The organism is Roseomonas sp. E05, assembly GCF_030063475.1.
Classification (GTDB): Bacteria; Pseudomonadota; Alphaproteobacteria; order Acetobacterales; family Acetobacteraceae; genus Pseudoroseomonas.
Window position 1 is genome coordinate 1 of record NZ_JASIRT010000003.1, and the last position, 14,562, is coordinate 14,562.

At 66.7% G+C, this 14,562-nt stretch carries 15 protein-coding genes; 8 read left to right on the plus strand and 7 right to left on the minus strand.

All coding sequences use genetic code 11. The annotated features are described in order from the left end of the window. Positions 1 to 90: 90 nt before the first annotated feature. Both QMO56_RS04250 and QMO56_RS04255 read right to left on the minus strand, forming a co-directional pair. A complete protein-coding gene (locus QMO56_RS04250) occupies positions 91 to 861 on the minus strand; it encodes an enolase C-terminal domain-like protein (protein ID WP_283523800.1) in 771 nt (256 codons plus the stop codon). 194 nt (positions 862 to 1,055) lie between these two features. After that, positions 1,056 to 1,817, minus strand: coding sequence for an NAD(P)-dependent oxidoreductase (locus tag QMO56_RS04255; RefSeq protein WP_283523801.1), 762 nt, complete (start codon positions 1,815 to 1,817; stop codon positions 1,056 to 1,058). A 227-nt stretch (positions 1,818 to 2,044) separates the two neighbouring features. Here QMO56_RS04255 and QMO56_RS04260 point away from each other — a divergent pair, with 227 nt between their 5' ends. Beyond that, entirely contained in the window at positions 2,045 to 2,428 is a 384-nt protein-coding gene (locus QMO56_RS04260; protein WP_283523802.1) for a hypothetical protein, read from the plus strand. Continuing rightward, entirely contained in the window at positions 2,425 to 3,597 is a 1,173-nt protein-coding gene (locus tag QMO56_RS04265; protein ID WP_283523803.1) for a beta-propeller fold lactonase family protein, read from the plus strand. Before QMO56_RS04260 ends, QMO56_RS04265 begins: the two co-directional genes overlap by 4 nt. A gap of 103 nt (positions 3,598 to 3,700) precedes the next feature. Here the strand turns inward: QMO56_RS04265 and QMO56_RS04270 are convergent, their stop codons facing one another. Then, complete coding sequence (locus QMO56_RS04270; RefSeq protein WP_283523804.1) at positions 3,701 to 3,988, minus strand: hypothetical protein; 288 nt, start codon at positions 3,986 to 3,988, stop codon at positions 3,701 to 3,703. A gap of 91 nt (positions 3,989 to 4,079) precedes the next feature. After that, on the minus strand, positions 4,080 to 6,308 hold the full coding sequence (gene katG, locus QMO56_RS04275; protein ID WP_408906503.1) for a catalase/peroxidase HPI: 2,229 nt from the start codon (positions 6,306 to 6,308) through the stop codon (positions 4,080 to 4,082). Positions 6,309 to 6,917: 609 nt separating this feature from the next. Between katG and QMO56_RS04280 the strand changes: the two genes are divergently transcribed. Next, on the plus strand, positions 6,918 to 7,586 hold the full coding sequence (locus QMO56_RS04280) for an SGNH/GDSL hydrolase family protein (protein WP_283523806.1): 669 nt from the start codon (positions 6,918 to 6,920) through the stop codon (positions 7,584 to 7,586). Between the two features lie 81 nt (positions 7,587 to 7,667). Here QMO56_RS04280 and QMO56_RS04285 read toward each other — a convergent pair whose 3' ends face one another. From QMO56_RS04285 to QMO56_RS04295, 3 genes are all read right to left on the minus strand, one after another. After that, the gene (locus tag QMO56_RS04285) at positions 7,668 to 7,925 is read right to left on the minus strand and encodes a hypothetical protein (protein ID WP_283523807.1); all 258 of its coding nucleotides are present in this window, start codon (positions 7,923 to 7,925) and stop codon (positions 7,668 to 7,670) included. Between the two features lie 217 nt (positions 7,926 to 8,142). Further along, a complete protein-coding gene (locus tag QMO56_RS04290) occupies positions 8,143 to 9,486 on the minus strand; it encodes a sorbosone dehydrogenase family protein (RefSeq protein ID WP_283523808.1) in 1,344 nt (447 codons plus the stop codon). Beyond that, the gene (locus QMO56_RS04295; RefSeq protein ID WP_283523809.1) at positions 9,483 to 9,914 is read right to left on the minus strand and encodes a DUF2231 domain-containing protein; all 432 of its coding nucleotides are present in this window, start codon (positions 9,912 to 9,914) and stop codon (positions 9,483 to 9,485) included. Before QMO56_RS04295 ends, QMO56_RS04290 begins: the two co-directional genes overlap by 4 nt. An 811-nt stretch (positions 9,915 to 10,725) precedes the next feature. Here QMO56_RS04295 and QMO56_RS04300 point away from each other — a divergent pair. The 5 genes from QMO56_RS04300 to QMO56_RS04320 all read left to right on the plus strand — a co-directional run bounded on the left by QMO56_RS04300 (position 10,726) and on the right by QMO56_RS04320 (position 14,513). After that, positions 10,726 to 11,040, plus strand: a complete 315-nt coding sequence (locus QMO56_RS04300; RefSeq protein ID WP_283523810.1) for a hypothetical protein — start codon at positions 10,726 to 10,728, stop codon at positions 11,038 to 11,040. Next, on the plus strand, positions 11,037 to 12,338 hold the full coding sequence (locus QMO56_RS04305) for a relaxase/mobilization nuclease domain-containing protein (protein ID WP_283523811.1): 1,302 nt from the start codon (positions 11,037 to 11,039) through the stop codon (positions 12,336 to 12,338). Before QMO56_RS04300 ends, QMO56_RS04305 begins: the two co-directional genes overlap by 4 nt. A gap of 30 nt (positions 12,339 to 12,368) precedes the next feature. Continuing rightward, positions 12,369 to 12,926 (plus strand): hypothetical protein, encoded by a 558-nt coding sequence (locus QMO56_RS04310; RefSeq protein WP_283523812.1) that lies wholly within the window; start codon positions 12,369 to 12,371, stop codon positions 12,924 to 12,926. Further along, positions 12,923 to 13,153, plus strand: coding sequence for a hypothetical protein (locus tag QMO56_RS04315; RefSeq protein ID WP_283523813.1), 231 nt, complete (start codon positions 12,923 to 12,925; stop codon positions 13,151 to 13,153). Before QMO56_RS04310 ends, QMO56_RS04315 begins: the two co-directional genes overlap by 4 nt. 94 nt (positions 13,154 to 13,247) lie before the next feature. Then, entirely contained in the window at positions 13,248 to 14,513 is a 1,266-nt protein-coding gene (locus QMO56_RS04320; protein ID WP_283523814.1) for a type IV secretory system conjugative DNA transfer family protein, read from the plus strand. Positions 14,514 to 14,562 lie beyond the last annotated feature (49 nt).

Here is a 14,562-nt window from a genome sequence, read left to right on the forward strand (position 1 = left end):
CATCCGCAGGCGCGCTCGCCCGGCGGAACGGCTCCGGGCGGGCTACGCCCACCCTCCGCCGCACCGCCGGGCGCTCATCATAATTGCCGATTACCGCTCATCGTAATCGCCGGGCGCCAGCGCAAGCCAGGCATAGGAGGACATGGAGCTTTCCTCCATCGGCTCCTCGAACCAGTAGTAGTTCAGCTTCTGCAGCGCGCGGCCGAGTTCCAGCGCCTCTGTGCGGCTGTACCAGTGGTTCGCATCGAGCATCAGCGGCACGTCCGGGCCGACCGCCTCGCGCACCGCGGCGCAGGCCCTGATGTCCATGGCGACCGAGGGCGCGAAGCTGACCGGCGGCATCCAAGTGTGCAGCTTGATGGCCTTGTAGCCCCTGGCGATCAGCTGTTCGGCGAAGCGGCCGTAGTCTTCCGGGGTGGCGAGACCGCCGGGGATCTCGTCACCGCACATGGTGCTGCCATAGGCTGGTACCTTGTCACGGTAGCCGCCGATCAGCTTCCAGACGGGTTGCCCGAGCTTGCGCCCGGCGAGGTCCCACAGCGCCAGTTCGACGAGGGCGACGGTGCGGTCGGTGAGCTGGCCGGTGCTGCCGCGCTGCCAGTGCGTGAGGGCCAGCCACAGCTTCTCGCGCAGGAAAGGGTCCTGCCCCAGCAGGGTCGGGCGGATGAAGCCGTCGAGCAGGTGCGGCCGCAGCAGCTCCGGCGAGCCCGCCACATGCCCTTCGCTGCCGTCGTCAGCGGTGATGGTCAGCAGCGCGCTGCGGGTCTGCCGTGCCGGGCCAGGATGGGTGTGGCCATCGATGTCGCGCTCCTTCTTGGTGGTGTGGGTGAAAATGCGGACACCGATGCGTTCGATCTTCATGCTTTCCGTTCCTCCCGAACTCCTTCGGCCTCTGCAGACAAGGGTCTGATGGGCCATTCCGCGCCGTCGCCGGCGGCCGCCGGCGGCGAGAAGGCGTCCGGGAGGCGGCCCAGCCCTTCATCCGGCGGGCGTTCCCGGCTCCGATCGCTTGGGTCGCGGCGTGCTCCGGCCCTGGCCGGATCAGCGGCGCGCGCCTAGCGAGGCACTCTCCCTCCCAGCCGTGTGTCGGGCGGGGGCAGGGTCAGGTGTTCCGGTCGCGCGGCATCGCAGGGCACATAGCCCAGCTGCGCCCAACCGGGGTCTCTCGTCGGGTTGGCAGGATTTCCCGAATAGCCATAGACGACGCGATGGCCGTCCAGCTCCGCGACCAGCGCGCGGTCCACCAGGGCTGCCATGTCCCGCGGGCTGATCCAGACCACGAGCTGCCGCGGGGTGGTTGGCGCGTCCTGGAAGGCGCCGATCCGGATCGACACGACGGCCATGCCGTGGACATCGGCGTAGAGCTGGCCCACCGCCTCGCCGAAAACCTTGCTTGCGCCGTAAAGCCCGTCCGGGCGCGGCAGTGCCTGCGGCGGCACCGGCTGCCCGATCGGGTATTCGCCGACCGCATGGTGGCTGGAGGCGAAGACGAAGCGGCGCACCCCGGCCTGCCGAGCCGCCTCGAACACCGCTTGCGCACCGATGCAGTTCAGCGCCAGGACAGAGGCATGGTCATCACTGAAGGCGCGCTTCTCGGCCGCCAGATGCACCACCGCATCGCAGCCTTCCATCGCCGTCGCGAGATGGGCGGGGTCCAGCATGTCGCCGGCGAGGATCTCGTCTTCCTCGGAGCCGGGCGTGGCTGGGTGGCGGTCGAACAGGCGGAGGCGCCGTCCATCTCGTGGAAGCAGAGTGGCGAGCGACTGCCCGATGCGGCCGGCGGCGCCGGTGATCAGGATGCGCTGCCGCGGGGCCATGGTGCTAGGCCCGCTCCACCGCGCGGGCGCGGGAGGCTGGCTGGGCGGGAGAACCGCCAGCGGCGGAGGGTGCCAGGTGGGGCAGATCGCAGCGTCCAGGCATCGTTTCCTGGTCTCCTCCCGCTCATGCCTGCTTCATTGCCTGTCAGGTCATCGTATATCCTGCCGGGAACCGGGATCCGATGCAAGAGCGGACCAAAAATGGCGTGGGGAGGCGCAGGGGAAGCATGCTGAAACGCAGCAGCGGCATCATCGGGCTGGGCATGGCGGCGAGGAAGTACGTCCTGGCGCTGGCCGGGCTGGCCGGGCTGGCCGGGGGCGCCGAGATCGTGGTGGCCTGGAGCCCCTGCCGCGAACGCCATGGCTCCTTTGCCGCGGCGCACCACATCCCGGTGGTGGTGGAGGTCCGGCAAGTCCGCGGCGACCCTTCCATCAGCCGCTTGCGGCTGCTCACGCCGCCCTGGACCCATCTCGGCCTGCTGGGCGAGGCCGTCCGCGCCTCGGTGGCCACAGGGCGCGAAGCGTTCAAGATGCATTGCCCCATCGGTGCCCTGATGCGCCCAGGCAAATCTGGCCGCGCCGAGATGCGCGCGGCACCGGAATGGGCATGAGCGCCATGGCCGGCACGCCACGCCGCCTGTTCATCGTCGCCGCTATCGGTTCCACCCTGCACCTGTTCGAGCTGGAGGCGGAAGCGCTGGTGCTGACGCCGCGCGGCGGCATCACTCTGCCGGCTGCCGTGCAGTATGTTGGGCAGCACCCGCACCGGCCGCTCCTCTATGGGGCGTCGAGCGATCGGGCGGGCGGGCGCAAAGGGGAGCGGCATGCGCTCACCGCGCTGCGCCTCGATGCCGCGGCGGGCTGCCTGTTGCCGCATGGCGCCCCGGTGCCGTTGCCGACCCGGCCGATCCACGTGACCGCCGATGCTGCCGGCCGCCACCTGCTGACCGCCTGCAACGACCCGAGCCTGCTCCTGGTGCATCGCCTGGAGGCGGATGGCGCGATCGGCGCCGCCGTGCCGCAGGCCGCCGGCCTGCATTTCGGCCACTATGCCCATCAGGTGCGCGTGCTGCCTGGTGGCCGGCAGGTGGTCCTGGTCTGCCGCGGCAGCGATGCGAGCGCCGGGCGCCCGGAGGACCCTGGCGCCCTGCTGCTGTTCGACTGGCATGATGGCGCACTGGCACCGGCGCAGACGGTGGCGCCGGATGGTGGATACGGCTTCGGCCCCCGGCACCTCGACTTCCACCCCGGTCATCGCCGGCTGTTCGTCTCGGTCGAGCGGCAGAACCTCTTGCAGGGCTTCGCCTGGGATGGCCGGAGGGTGTCGGATCGTCCGCTGTTCTCGGTCAGCACGCTCGCCGGCCCGGCGATGCCGCACCAGGCTGCGGGCGCCATCCGCTGCGGCCCTGACGGACGGCATCTCTATCTGGCCAACCGCAGCGACTGGGTCGCCCCTGAAGGTGACGGCCAGCGTCAGCTCGGCGGCGAGAACGAAATCGCCGTCTTCCGCATCGATCCGGAGGGCAGCGCGGCCACGCTGGTGCAGAGGGTGGATCCGCGCGGGGTGCATGTGCGGAGCTTCGCGCTCGATCCTGCGGGGCGGATCCTGGTGGCGGCCAGTTCGCGGCCGCGGCTCATGCCAGACGAGGCCGGGCGGATGGTGCCAGCCGGTCTGGCACTGTTCCATGTGCGACGGGATGGCATGCTCGACTTTGTCCGCAAGCATGATCTGGATGTCGGCCAGGCATCGCTGTTCTGGGTGGGGGTACTGAAGGGGTGACCGGCCGCCCGATCGGGCGGTGAAGCGCTATGGCCGAGCTGCGCGCCCGATCAAGCCGCGCGGTTGCTGCACGCGAAGATCGCGCTCCGTCTCGCCGGCCCGCTCAGTCCAGGCCCAGGAGCCATCGGTCCAGCGCAACGGCGCGTATCCGGGCGCCGGGGAGCGTGCGGTTGAGGTGCGCCCGGTTGCGCATGATCCAGCGCAGGCAGCTGAGCTGGCTGTCGAACGGTTCGAACTCGTCCCGGCTGGCCCGGAGCGTCAGGCAATTGACCATGTATCTCGCGCCTTTCCGGCAGCCGGGCGCCCCCGCCCAGTCCCGTTCTGGCGAAACGACCGCCGGCACCCAGTAGGTCTGGCCCGAATCCAGTTGATCCACGTCGCAGCGACGCATCGGTCGTCCCTCTCGCGTGACCCCATCCGGTGCCGCGGCGCCGAGGCGCCGCGGCGGGGAATGGCTCACCGCATGGCGAGCCGCCGGAAGGTCAGGTTCGGGCCAGGTCGAAGCGGTCGGCGTTCATCACCTTGGTCCAGGCGGCGACGAAGTCGTCAACGAACTTCCTGCCTGCATCGGCCGCCGCATAGACCTCGGAAAGCGCCCTGAGCTGCGAGTTGGAGCCGAAGACGAGGTCGGTGCGCGTCGCCGTCCACTTCTCCGCATTGGTCTTGCGGCAGGTGCCGACGAAGACCTCGTCCGCGTGCCCGTCCACCAGCTTCCATGCCGTGCCCATGTCCAGCAGGTTGACGAAGAAGTCGTTGGTGAGCTGGCCCGGGCGCTCGGTGAGCACGCCTTCCTTCTGTCCGCGATGGTTGGCGCCCAGCACGCGCAGGCCGCCGACGAGCACGGTCATCTCCGGCGCGCTCAACCCGAGGAGCTGGGCGCGGTCGATCAGCAGCTCCTCGGTGGGGACGTTGAACGCGACCTGGAGGTAGTTGCGGAAGCCGTCGGCGCGCGGCTCCAGCGGCTTGAAATTCTCGACGTCGGTCTGCTCGGCCGAGGCATCGGTGCGACCCGGGGTGAAGGGCACCTCGACATCATGTCCCGCATCCTTCGCCGCCTTCTCGATCGCGGCCGAGCCGCCGAGCACGATGAGGTCGGCGATCGAGACCTTCTTGCCGCGCCCCTCCTGGCCACCTTGAGCCGCACTGTCGAAATCGGCCTTGATGTCCTCATAGACCTTCAGCACCCGGGCGAGCCGCTCGGGCTCGTTCACGTCCCAGTCCCTCTGCGGCGCGAGCCGGATGCGCCCGCCATTGGCGCCGCCCCGGTGGTCCGAGCCGCGATAGGTCGAGGCCGAGGCCCAGGCGGTCGCCACCAGCTCGGCAATGGTGAGGCCGGAGGCCAGGATCTTCTGCTTGAGATGCGCAACATCCTCGGCATCGATCGGTGCGTAATCCGCCGCCGGGATCGGGTCCTGCCAGATCAGGTCCTCGGCCGGAACCTCGGGGCCGAGGTAGCGCACCTTCGGGCCCATGTCGCGGTGGCACAGCTTGAACCAGGCGCGTGCGAAGGCATCGGCGAACTGGTCTGGATTGTCGCGGAACCGCTCCGAGATCTTCCGGTAGACCGGGTCCTCCTTCATCGCCATGTCGGCGGTCGTCATCATCGTCGGCAGGCGGCGATGGGGGCTGTGCGCGCCCGGCGCCATGTCCTCGGGCTTCTGATTGATGGGTTGCCACTGCTTGGCGCCGGCAGGGCTGGTCACCAGCTCGTAGTCGTAGTCGAGCAGCATATGGAAATAGCCGCCGTCCCACTGGATGGGGTTCGGCGTCCAGGCGCCCTCCAGGCCGCTGGTGATGGTGTGGTCGCCGATGCCGGTCTCGTGGCCGCTCTGCCAACCGAGGCCCTGCTGCGCGATGTCGGCACCCTCGGGCTCCTTGCCGACCTTGGAGGGGTCGCCCGCGCCGTGGCACTTGCCGAAGGTATGGCCGCCGGCGGTAAGTGCGACGGTCTCCTCGTCGTTCATGCCCATGCGCGCGAAGGTCTCGCGGATGTCGCGGCCCGAGCGGACCGGATCGGGCTCGCCACCCGGGCCCTCGGGATTGACGTAGATCAGGCCCATCTGGATGGCGGCCAGCGGGCTCTCCAGCACCTTCTCCTCGGTGATGCGGGTGTCGCCCAGCCACTCCTCCTCGGTGCCCCAGTAGATGTCCTTCTCGGGCTCGAAGACGTCCACGCGGCCGCCGCCGAAGCCGAAGACCGGCCCGCCCATGGATTCGATGGCGACGTTGCCGGCCAGGATCATCAGGTCGGCCCAGGACAGCTTGCGGCCGTATTTCTGCTTGACCGGCCAGAGCAGGCGGCGCGCCTTGTCGAGGTTGGCGTTGTCGGGCCAGCTGTTGAGCGGCGCGAAGCGCTGCGAGCCTGAGGAGGAGCCGCCGCGGCCATCGCCCGTGCGGTAGGTGCCGGCACTGTGCCAGGCCATGCGGATGAAGAAGGGGCCGTAATGGCCGTAGTCGGCCGGCCACCAGGGCTGGCTGTCGGTCATCAGCGCGTGAAGGTCCTTCTTCACCGCCGCATAGTCGAGCGACCGGAACTCCTTCGCATAGTCGAAGTCATCGCCCATCGGGTTTCCGCTGAGACCCTTCTGATGGAGCATGTCGAGCGAGAGCTGGTTCGGCCACCAGTCGCGGTTGGTCCGCCCCAGCAGGGAGCGCAACGCGGCCGGCTTCTTCATCGGGCAGCTCAGTGGACCGCTGGGATTTGTATCCATGGTCTTGACCCTCTCCTGGACGTTTTGAGGGCAGGTTAGGCACGCCATGCAATCGAGCGAAGCAATTTTTTTCGATGAAGACGATTGAGTGGTTCGATGGGGGCCTTGCAGGCGTCGCAAACCTGTTCTGGATGCGGTTCCAAGCCAGCAATTGCCGCTAACCTGGCCCGGGGGGCAGCTCCAGGATGGGCCGCCATCGTCCGGATGCCCGCATTCTGCCCTCCGCGGCAGTGCCCGGCGCCGGTGCAGGGCGCATGGGGCCGCCCCAGCCCGCCAGACGACGATGCCTGATGGAAGGGGAGGAGGGAGCCGCCCGCCCGGCGGAACGCCCGGCCGCGGCTGCGTGGGGAGGGCAAGTCCCGAACCTTGAATCCATGAAGCGGGGCTGCTGACGGATCATCGCGGCAGGTGGCGAACCAGCTGCTCCTTCCGGCATTTCTGTATCAGCCAGCAGATCATCGCTGCGGTGGAGGTGCCTCGTCGGGCGAAGAACAGTGGTCCCTCCAGCGCCATGGTTGCGCGCTTCTATGCCGGTGGGAAGCTGGAGCGGATGAGCAGGGACCTGCGACCGGAATGGCAGGGGCGGGCAGAAGAATAGGAGAGACGGCTATGGCAGCCACAGGCGGCCGACAAGCAGGGCACATCGTGCTGCTGGGGGACTCCATTTTCGACAACAAGGCCTATGTCGCGGGTGGACCGGATGTGGTCACACAGCTTCGTGGCGACCTGCCGCCGGGGTGGCGAGCCAGCCTGGCGGCCATGGACGGCGCGGTGGCCGCCGGCGTGAACCAGCAGCTCCCCCGCCTGCCGGCTGGTGCCACGCACCTGGTCATTAGTGCGGGCGGCAATGACGCGCTCTGGCACGAGCGCGTGCTGGGGGAGCGGGTGGGAAGTGTGGGTGAGGCCCTGGTCCGCCTTGCGGCAGTACAGACCGAGTTCCAGCGGAGCTACCGGGAGATGCTGGATGCGGTGGTTGGCCGGGGCCTGCCCACGACAGTCTGCACGATCTACGACCCACGTTTTCCCGACTTGGTGCGCCGAAAGATCGGAACGACAGGACTGGCGCTGTTCAACGACGTGATCACGCGTGAAGCCTTCGCGCGCGGCTTGCCAGTCATCGACCTCCGGCTCGTCTGCAATGAGGATGGCGACTTCGCCAACCCGATCGAGCCTTCCGTCCAGGGTGGCGGCAAGATCGCCGCGGAGATCGCCCGGCTCGTACTGGAGCATGAATTTGGCCGGAGCCGCTCCGCGGTGTTCGTCGGCCGGTCCCGCTGAGGGCTTCCTGCGTCAGGAGGAGAGTTCCCAAATCGGCCCCCGCGGCGACCTTTTGCCCTCTCTCTCGCTCGCAGCGGCCGGCTACGCAGAAGGGGGCTGCTGCTGGTCCTGGATATGGGCTGAGACAAGCTGGTCCAAGGCCGTGTGAAGCTCGGCCGCGATTTGCGCCCGCATGCTCATGTCGCGGATCGCATCGCCCTGTACGGGCACCCTCTGCAACACGCGATCGAGCGATGCGCGGAGAGCATCAACCCGCGGCGTCGGATCTTCTGCGGAGGCGCACTGCTCCACCAGATATTGCCTGAGTGCCTCCCGAAGTGCGTCACTGATGCTGGGCATGAATGGTCCTCCGGAGCGAAGGCTACACGAGGCAGACGGACAAGCCAGTATCATCCAGTGAGAAAAAATGCAATTTTTGATGATCGGTTCAGGCGGGGAACCTGCCCTGGCTTGCATGGGGCGCCTGGTTGACAGAGCGGCAGCCTCAAGGGAGGCCTGCCGCACTTACTTGCCGAACATGGTCGATCAGCCCGGCGCCGCCGCCTGCCTTGCGGCGTCAGCGAGCTTGAGGGCTCTGCCCTCCGCTGGGTAATGATGCTGCAGCCTGTTGTGGCGGGCTCCTCGTAACCCTCCACACCGTGTTCGACAGGTCATCGGCGACGATCAAAGCGCCGCGTGGATCCACCGACACTCCGACCGGCCGGCCACGCGCGCTCTCATCATCCTTCAGGAAGCCGGATACAAAATCGATCGGGTCACCGGAGGGCCGGCCGTCGCGGAACGGCACGAAGACCACCCTGTAGCCGTCGGGCGGGCTGCGGTTCCAGCTGCCATGCTCACCGACAAACACCCCTTCGGCGAAATCCGCCCCCATGGCCGGGGTGGAGAAGGCCAGGCCCAGGGCTGCCACATGTGCGCCCAGACTGTAGTCCGGGCGGATGGCCGAGGCGACCTTTTGCGGATCCTGCGGTTGCGCGCGAGGATCGACGTTCTGCCCCCAATAGCTGTAGGGCCATCCGTAGAAGCCGCCCTCACGCACTGAAGTCAGGTAATCTGGGACAAGGTTGGGGCCGATCTCGTCCCGCTCGTTCACAACCGCCCAGAGCTGGTCCGTTCCTGGTTGAATGGCGAGGGCGGTAGGATTGCGGAGGCCAGTTGCGTAAGGCCTGTGCGCGCCTGTCTGTGCATCGATCTGCCACACCATGGCCCGGTCGACCTCGGCCGCCATCCCGCGTTCGGTGATGTTGCTGTTGGATCCGATGCCGACATACAGGAAGCGGCCATCGGGGCTGGCGGTCAATGCCTTCGTCCAGTGGTGATTGATCGCCGACGGCAACTCCGTAACCAATGTCGGGGGGCCGCTCGCCTCGGTCTGGCCATCACGATAGGCGAAGCGCACCAGCGAATCTTGGTTGGCAACATAGATGGCGCCATTGGCCAGCGCGAGACCATAGGGACCATTGAGATTGTCCGCGAAGATGCCCCGGGCCTCGTAGGTACCATCACCATCTGCGTCGCGCAGCAGCGTCAGCCGGTTGCCGCTTCCCGCCGAACTCTTGCCCAGCCTCTTGATGAAGCCCGCGATGAAGTCCTTGGGGCGGAGTAGAGGCGCCGCCTGGCCGCCCGATCCCTCGGCAACCAGGATGTCACCGTTGGGCAGGACCAGGGTTTGGCGCGGGATCCTGAGATCCGTGGCGATGGCTTCGACCCTGTATCCCTGTGGCACTGTCGGGCGGTCGTCGCCCCAAGCCGTCGGCCTCGGAATCTTCATGTCGGGCAGGAGGCCGCGTTGAGCTTCCGGGAGTTCCGGGTTGGAGCCGCGTGGCTGCGGGCCCGGGTCGCCGTCGCAGGCGGAGAGCGCGATCGCTGCAACGCCGATCAGAAAGACTGTGCGCATCATTCCACCTCCCTGGATTGAAAGCCGGAGTAACCCATCCAGGACGCAGCAAGCGCGAGGAGCGCAACGACCGCCGATAGATAAAGACCTTCCGGCATGACCGCAAAGGCGTCCTTGCCGTGGACGAGGGCGTTGAAGAAGCCAAGCACCCACGTCGTGAGCAGCACGGCGAAATAGATGGCTACATGCTTTCTGCGTGCCGCTCCGCTGCGAAGCAGATCGATCAGCGCCCAAAGCGCGGCAAAGGCACCGACGAGTAATCCGCCGGCAATAAGCCATGATGAGAAATTGGCCCACTGAACCTGGAAGCTCTTCCAGTAGGCTATGTCGCTGAGCAGCGCGCCCAGGAACAGCGGAAAAGGAAATGCAAGCAGGATTGCGTGCAGGGGATGGAGTGGCCTGAGAAATCTTGAGGCGGACATGGAAACCATAACGTGCCCTCTCGTCCTGGACCCGGCTGCAGAGCCGCTTCGGGCAAACATGCCCTTCATCCGGCAACGGCGCTCATGGGCTAACAAGAACGGGGGCCAGTGAGTTTCTGGCCGCTCTGCCTGGGTGCACCCCGGGTTGAAATGGAGTTTGCTCCAGGGAGCCACCCGACGGCCTGCGCTCTCAGGCCCCCGGACCTTGAGGCAGGAGAAAGTTGGCAGAATCCGGAGGTTGAAGACTACCGCTTACCAATATAACGGCAGTTCTGTGAGCGTCACGGAGAGGCTCGAGAAGGGGGCGTCCGTATGCGCAGTCTCCACAACGCTGCCCGGCTACCGCTGGCCCCTCAGCAGCCCTCCTAAGACCCCTCGCACTCCGGCAAAAGCACGCAGGATCGTCGCATCCCTGCGGAGGACCGCTGGGGTGGCTGTGCTAGCTCTGTGCTAACGGCATTCTGGCTGCTGGATAGGTCGCTGAAAAAGCAAGCTTCGGCGAGCGCGGTGCGAATTATGTGCCAGCACGGCGGCGCTGCGCTAGCCCAAGTCTTCTACAGCTAAGTGATTGATTTTCAGAAGAGAAAATGGTGCGCCTATCCGGTGAGGAGGCGAACCGGATCTTTGATGAACTGGCCGAATGGGAGCACATCCTTAAAGACACGTCGCTGGCGCAGCCGCGCCCGCCCTCGCCGTAGCGGGGGCCGTCATGTCATTGAATGGCACCTTCAGCGCGGCCACCACCGCGCCAGGCTCTCCTCAACCTCAAAAGCGGCTTCCGCCCTTTAGCATCCGCCTGAGCCCAGCCGAACGCGCCCGCTTGGCTGTGGAGGCCGCGGGCGCTCCGCTCGGCGCCTATATCAAAGCCAAGATCCTCGGGGAGACCGCGCCGGCCCGCCTGCGGCGGAGCGGCCATAAGGTGGCCGACCAGAAAGCGCTTGCGCAAATCCTGGCCCTGCTCGGCCAATCGTGCCTTGCCAGCAACCTCAACCAGCTGGCCCATCTCGCTCATATCGGCGCGCTCCCGGTCTCGCCCGAGATTGAGGCCGAGCTGCAAGAGGCGCTGGCGCTGGTCCGGGAGATCCGCCGCCTGCTGGTCGCGGCGCTCGGCCTCAAGGCGGAGGACAGCCCATGATCCTCAAAGGCTCCCAGCGCAGCGGCGGCCAGGATTTGGCCGTCCATCTGATGCGCACCGACGACAACGAGCATGTCCGCCTCCATGAGCTGCGCGGCTTTGCCTCGGACAATCTCAAAGGCGCCTTCAAGGAGGCGCAAGCGATCAGCCGGGGCACCCGCTGCCGGCAATATCTGTTCTCGCTGTCTTTGAGCCCGCCCGAGCAAGAGAAGGTCTCGGTCGAGAGCTTCGAGCTGGCCGTTGCCAGGGTCGAGCGCCGGCTTGGCCTGGAAGGCCAGCCGCGCGCGATTGTCTTTCATGAGAAGGAAGGCCGGCGCCATGCCCATTGCGTCTGGTCGCGGATCGATGCGCAGACCATGACCGCCCGGCCCATGTCCTTCTACAAGAAGAAGCTGATGGGGATCAGCCGCGATCTCTATCTGGAGCATGGCTGGACCATGCCGCGCGGCCTGGAGAATGCGGCTGAGCGCAACCCGACCAATTTCAGCTTGGCGGAATGGCAACAGGCCAGGCGCCAGGGGATCGATCCGCGCTGGCTTAAAGCGACGTTGCAGGATTGCTGGAAGCGCTCCGATAACCGCCAAGCGTTCATCCGCAGCCTGGAGGAGCGCGGCTTCCTTCTCGCCAAGGGCGACAAGCGCGGCCTCGTCGTTCTCGATCATGGCGGCGAGGTTCATGCGCTGCCCCGGCTGCTCGATCTCAAAACCAAGGAAGTGCGGGACCGGCTTGGCGACGGTGCCGATCTCGCCAGCGTCGAGGCCAGCCGGAAGATCATCGGCCAACGCATGACCCCGGCGCTCCGCCGCCATGTCGCGGAAAGCAAGGAGCAATTCCAGGATCGCGCCGCCCGCCTTGGCGAAGCCAAGCAGGCGATGACGGACCAGCATCGCGCCGCGCGCGAGCGGCTGGAGGAACGCCAGCAGGCGGCGCAGCGGCTGGAAGCCCGTGACCGCCAGGCCCGCTTGCCCAAGGGCCTGCGCGGTCTCTGGTTCCGCGTCACCGGGCAATACCAGGAGATGCGGGCCGGCCTGGAGGCCGAAGCCCGCGAGAGCGCAAAGCGCCATGAGGCCGAGCGCGAGAGCTTGATCGAGGCGCAGCTGACGGAGCGCCAAGCGCTCCAGGCCGGCCTCAAGGAGCTGCGCCAGGACCAAGCCAAGCAGCTGCTCGAACTGCGCGAGGATATCGGGCGCTTCTGGCGCTTCTCGCGCGGCCAGGAGGCGGCGCCTTCGCGCCGGCTCGATGCCAGCGAGCGCGGCGCCGGGCGTGGCCTGGGCCTTGGTCTTCACCTCAATCGCTGAAGCAACCCTTCAACATAGGAGTGCTGAAAGATGTCCTCCAACAACAACAGCAATGAAGGCGCGGTCCTGGCGATGGGCTTTGCGCTGGTCGGCTTCGCCATCCTGGCGATGGCCGCCTTCATCTTCGCGCTGGCTGTCTTCGTCTCCTTCATCTTTACGATCTTCTGCCTGCTCGCCTGGAACCAGCCTTTCACCCTTGGCAAGCTGCATATCACCCCTGAGGAGGCGCGCCGCTTTGTCGGGCGCGGTCTTCTCGGCATGGTGCTGGTGCCGGTCTTTGCCTTGTTCTGCGCACTCCTCTTCCAGTTCTGGATCAAGCCGGACTTCTGGCCCTATCTGATTGTCGGCGGCTATGCGCTCGGCTCCATCGGCGTTGAGATTGCGCTGGCGCAAGATCAGGCGGTGCAGGTGATGCCGCCACAAGGGGCGATCCCGCCGACCATCGATGGCGTGGCGGAGCGGATGCCGCCGCATGGTCCTCATGGCTCTTCTCCCAATGCGCCTTCTGGCGGCGCCTCGGCGCAGCGCCCGAAGGAGCCGCCCTTCCGCTATGCGAGCTGGGACGATGACGAGGAGCTGAAGGGATGAGCTTCGGACGGCTGATGGAGATCTATCAGTTCTTCTGGATGTTCGAATCGCACGCACAGCAGCGTCTTTCCTGGGAGGATGCCGCCGAGGCGCGGCTTGCACGGATGCGGGCCGAGGCACAGGCCGCAGCGCAGCTGCGGGCGATGCTGATTGCCCATCCCAGCGGCTCGCTTGGCCATGCCCGCCTCAATGACCGGGAGGCGCTGCGCCGCGCCGGCCTCCTATGAGCGGGGTGGCGTTCTCGCCGCGCAAGGTGCGGCCTGGCATTGAGCTGGGCTTCTTCGAAGGGCGCCCGCTGCTCTATGACGGTACGGAGAGCCGGTGGCGATCGATGCCCAGGCCGGCAAGGGCAAGCTGACCCGGTTCCTTGGCGTCAATCTGGTCTCGCCGCGCACCGCGCATCTGACCAAGATCATCACCGATCCCAAGGATGCGGAGCTGGCCTGGCTGTCCTGGAAGACGCTTGAGCGCCAGGGCTACCGGGTCCGCTTCATTAACCCCGGCAGGCTCTACGGCTATCCGAGTGAGAGCTTCAACATCAATACGCGGCTGCTGGAGGTCGCGGCCAATCCGGCCTTGCGTCCGCTGGTGGGCGAAGCCGCCTATGATGCGGCGAGCTTCCTGGTGCCGGTCGATCCATCGCCTAATCATCGCTGGATCGGCCAGGGGGTGCGGACCTGCTTTGCGCTTTATAATAAGATCGCCGCCCTCTATCCGGCCAAAAGCCGGCCTTGCACGCCGGGCGGCCTGTGGGATTTTTTCGGGCGGGGCCGAGAGGAGATTGCGGGCGATCTGCTGGTCTGGGCCAGCCAGAAGAAGATGGCCGAGGAATCCGGCATGTGCCGGCTGGTCGCGAGCCTCACCGCCTCGACGGATCAGTGGAACGCCTACTCCTCCACCATCATTGAGCGCTTGCAGGGCTTCCAGCCCGGCATGGCGGCGCGGGCGGTGAGCGAAAGCAATTCCTTCGATCCGGCAGAGATGAAGGGCGAGCGCACCGCGCTCTTCATCATCGGCTCGGCGCGCAGCGAGACCAGCCGCGCCTTTGTCGGGGCGATGACGGCGGCAATCATCGAGCGCTTCGCCGATGCCCATGGAGACTTGCGGGCGCTGGTCATCGGCGAGGAATGGGGCCAGCTCTATGTCTCGAATTTCCATGAGATCCTGACCCTCTACCGCCAGGCCGGGATCAACTTCCTCGGCGTCTTCCAGAATGCCGGGGCGCAAATTGAAGCCCGCTATGGGCGGGAGATGGCGCGGATCTGGAAGAAGGCGGTGGCGCATACCCTCTATCGGGGATTGCCGGACCTCGAGACGCTGAAAGAGATCGAGCATCGCTCGGGCCGCACCTCGGTGATGGTGCGGGGCTTCAACCACAACAACAACCAGGTGAACGGCTCGGGCGATAACCTCACCGAGCAATCGCGCCCGCTGCTCCAGGTGGAGGATATAAGGGAGGCCGTGGGCGGTGAATGCGGCCTCCTCGATGCGCGGGATGCTGGGTTCTTTACCGTGGATATGCCGGAGTTCTGGAGGAGGCCGGAGATGGCTGGAATGCTTCGGGATGTGAGGCAGAAGGTTGGATAGGCACGCGCGCCTGTCAAGCGCTGCGGACTCATCTGCCTGTTTTAAGAGA

Coding starts and splice junctions, on each gene's coding strand:
- QMO56_RS04270 (WP_283523804.1), bottom strand. CDS start 3,988: ATGCGTCGCTGCGACGTGGATCAACTGGATTCGGGCCAGACCTACTGG.
- QMO56_RS04290 (WP_283523808.1), bottom strand. CDS start 9,486: ATGATGCGCACAGTCTTTCTGATCGGCGTTGCAGCGATCGCGCTCTCC.
- QMO56_RS04285 (WP_283523807.1), bottom strand. CDS start 7,925: ATGCCCAGCATCAGTGACGCACTTCGGGAGGCACTCAGGCAATATCTG.
- QMO56_RS04280 (WP_283523806.1), top strand. CDS start 6,918: ATGGCAGCCACAGGCGGCCGACAAGCAGGGCACATCGTGCTGCTGGGG.
- QMO56_RS04265 (WP_283523803.1), top strand. CDS start 2,425: ATGAGCGCCATGGCCGGCACGCCACGCCGCCTGTTCATCGTCGCCGCT.
- QMO56_RS04305 (WP_283523811.1), top strand. CDS start 11,037: ATGATCCTCAAAGGCTCCCAGCGCAGCGGCGGCCAGGATTTGGCCGTC.
- QMO56_RS04260 (WP_283523802.1), top strand. CDS start 2,045: ATGCTGAAACGCAGCAGCGGCATCATCGGGCTGGGCATGGCGGCGAGG.
- QMO56_RS04255 (WP_283523801.1), bottom strand. CDS start 1,817: ATGGCCCCGCGGCAGCGCATCCTGATCACCGGCGCCGCCGGCCGCATC.
- QMO56_RS04250 (WP_283523800.1), bottom strand. CDS start 861: ATGAAGATCGAACGCATCGGTGTCCGCATTTTCACCCACACCACCAAG.
- QMO56_RS04295 (WP_283523809.1), bottom strand. CDS start 9,914: ATGGTTTCCATGTCCGCCTCAAGATTTCTCAGGCCACTCCATCCCCTG.
- QMO56_RS04315 (WP_283523813.1), top strand. CDS start 12,923: ATGAGCTTCGGACGGCTGATGGAGATCTATCAGTTCTTCTGGATGTTC.
- katG (WP_408906503.1), bottom strand. CDS start 6,308: ATGGATACAAATCCCAGCGGTCCACTGAGCTGCCCGATGAAGAAGCCG.
- QMO56_RS04310 (WP_283523812.1), top strand. CDS start 12,369: ATGTCCTCCAACAACAACAGCAATGAAGGCGCGGTCCTGGCGATGGGC.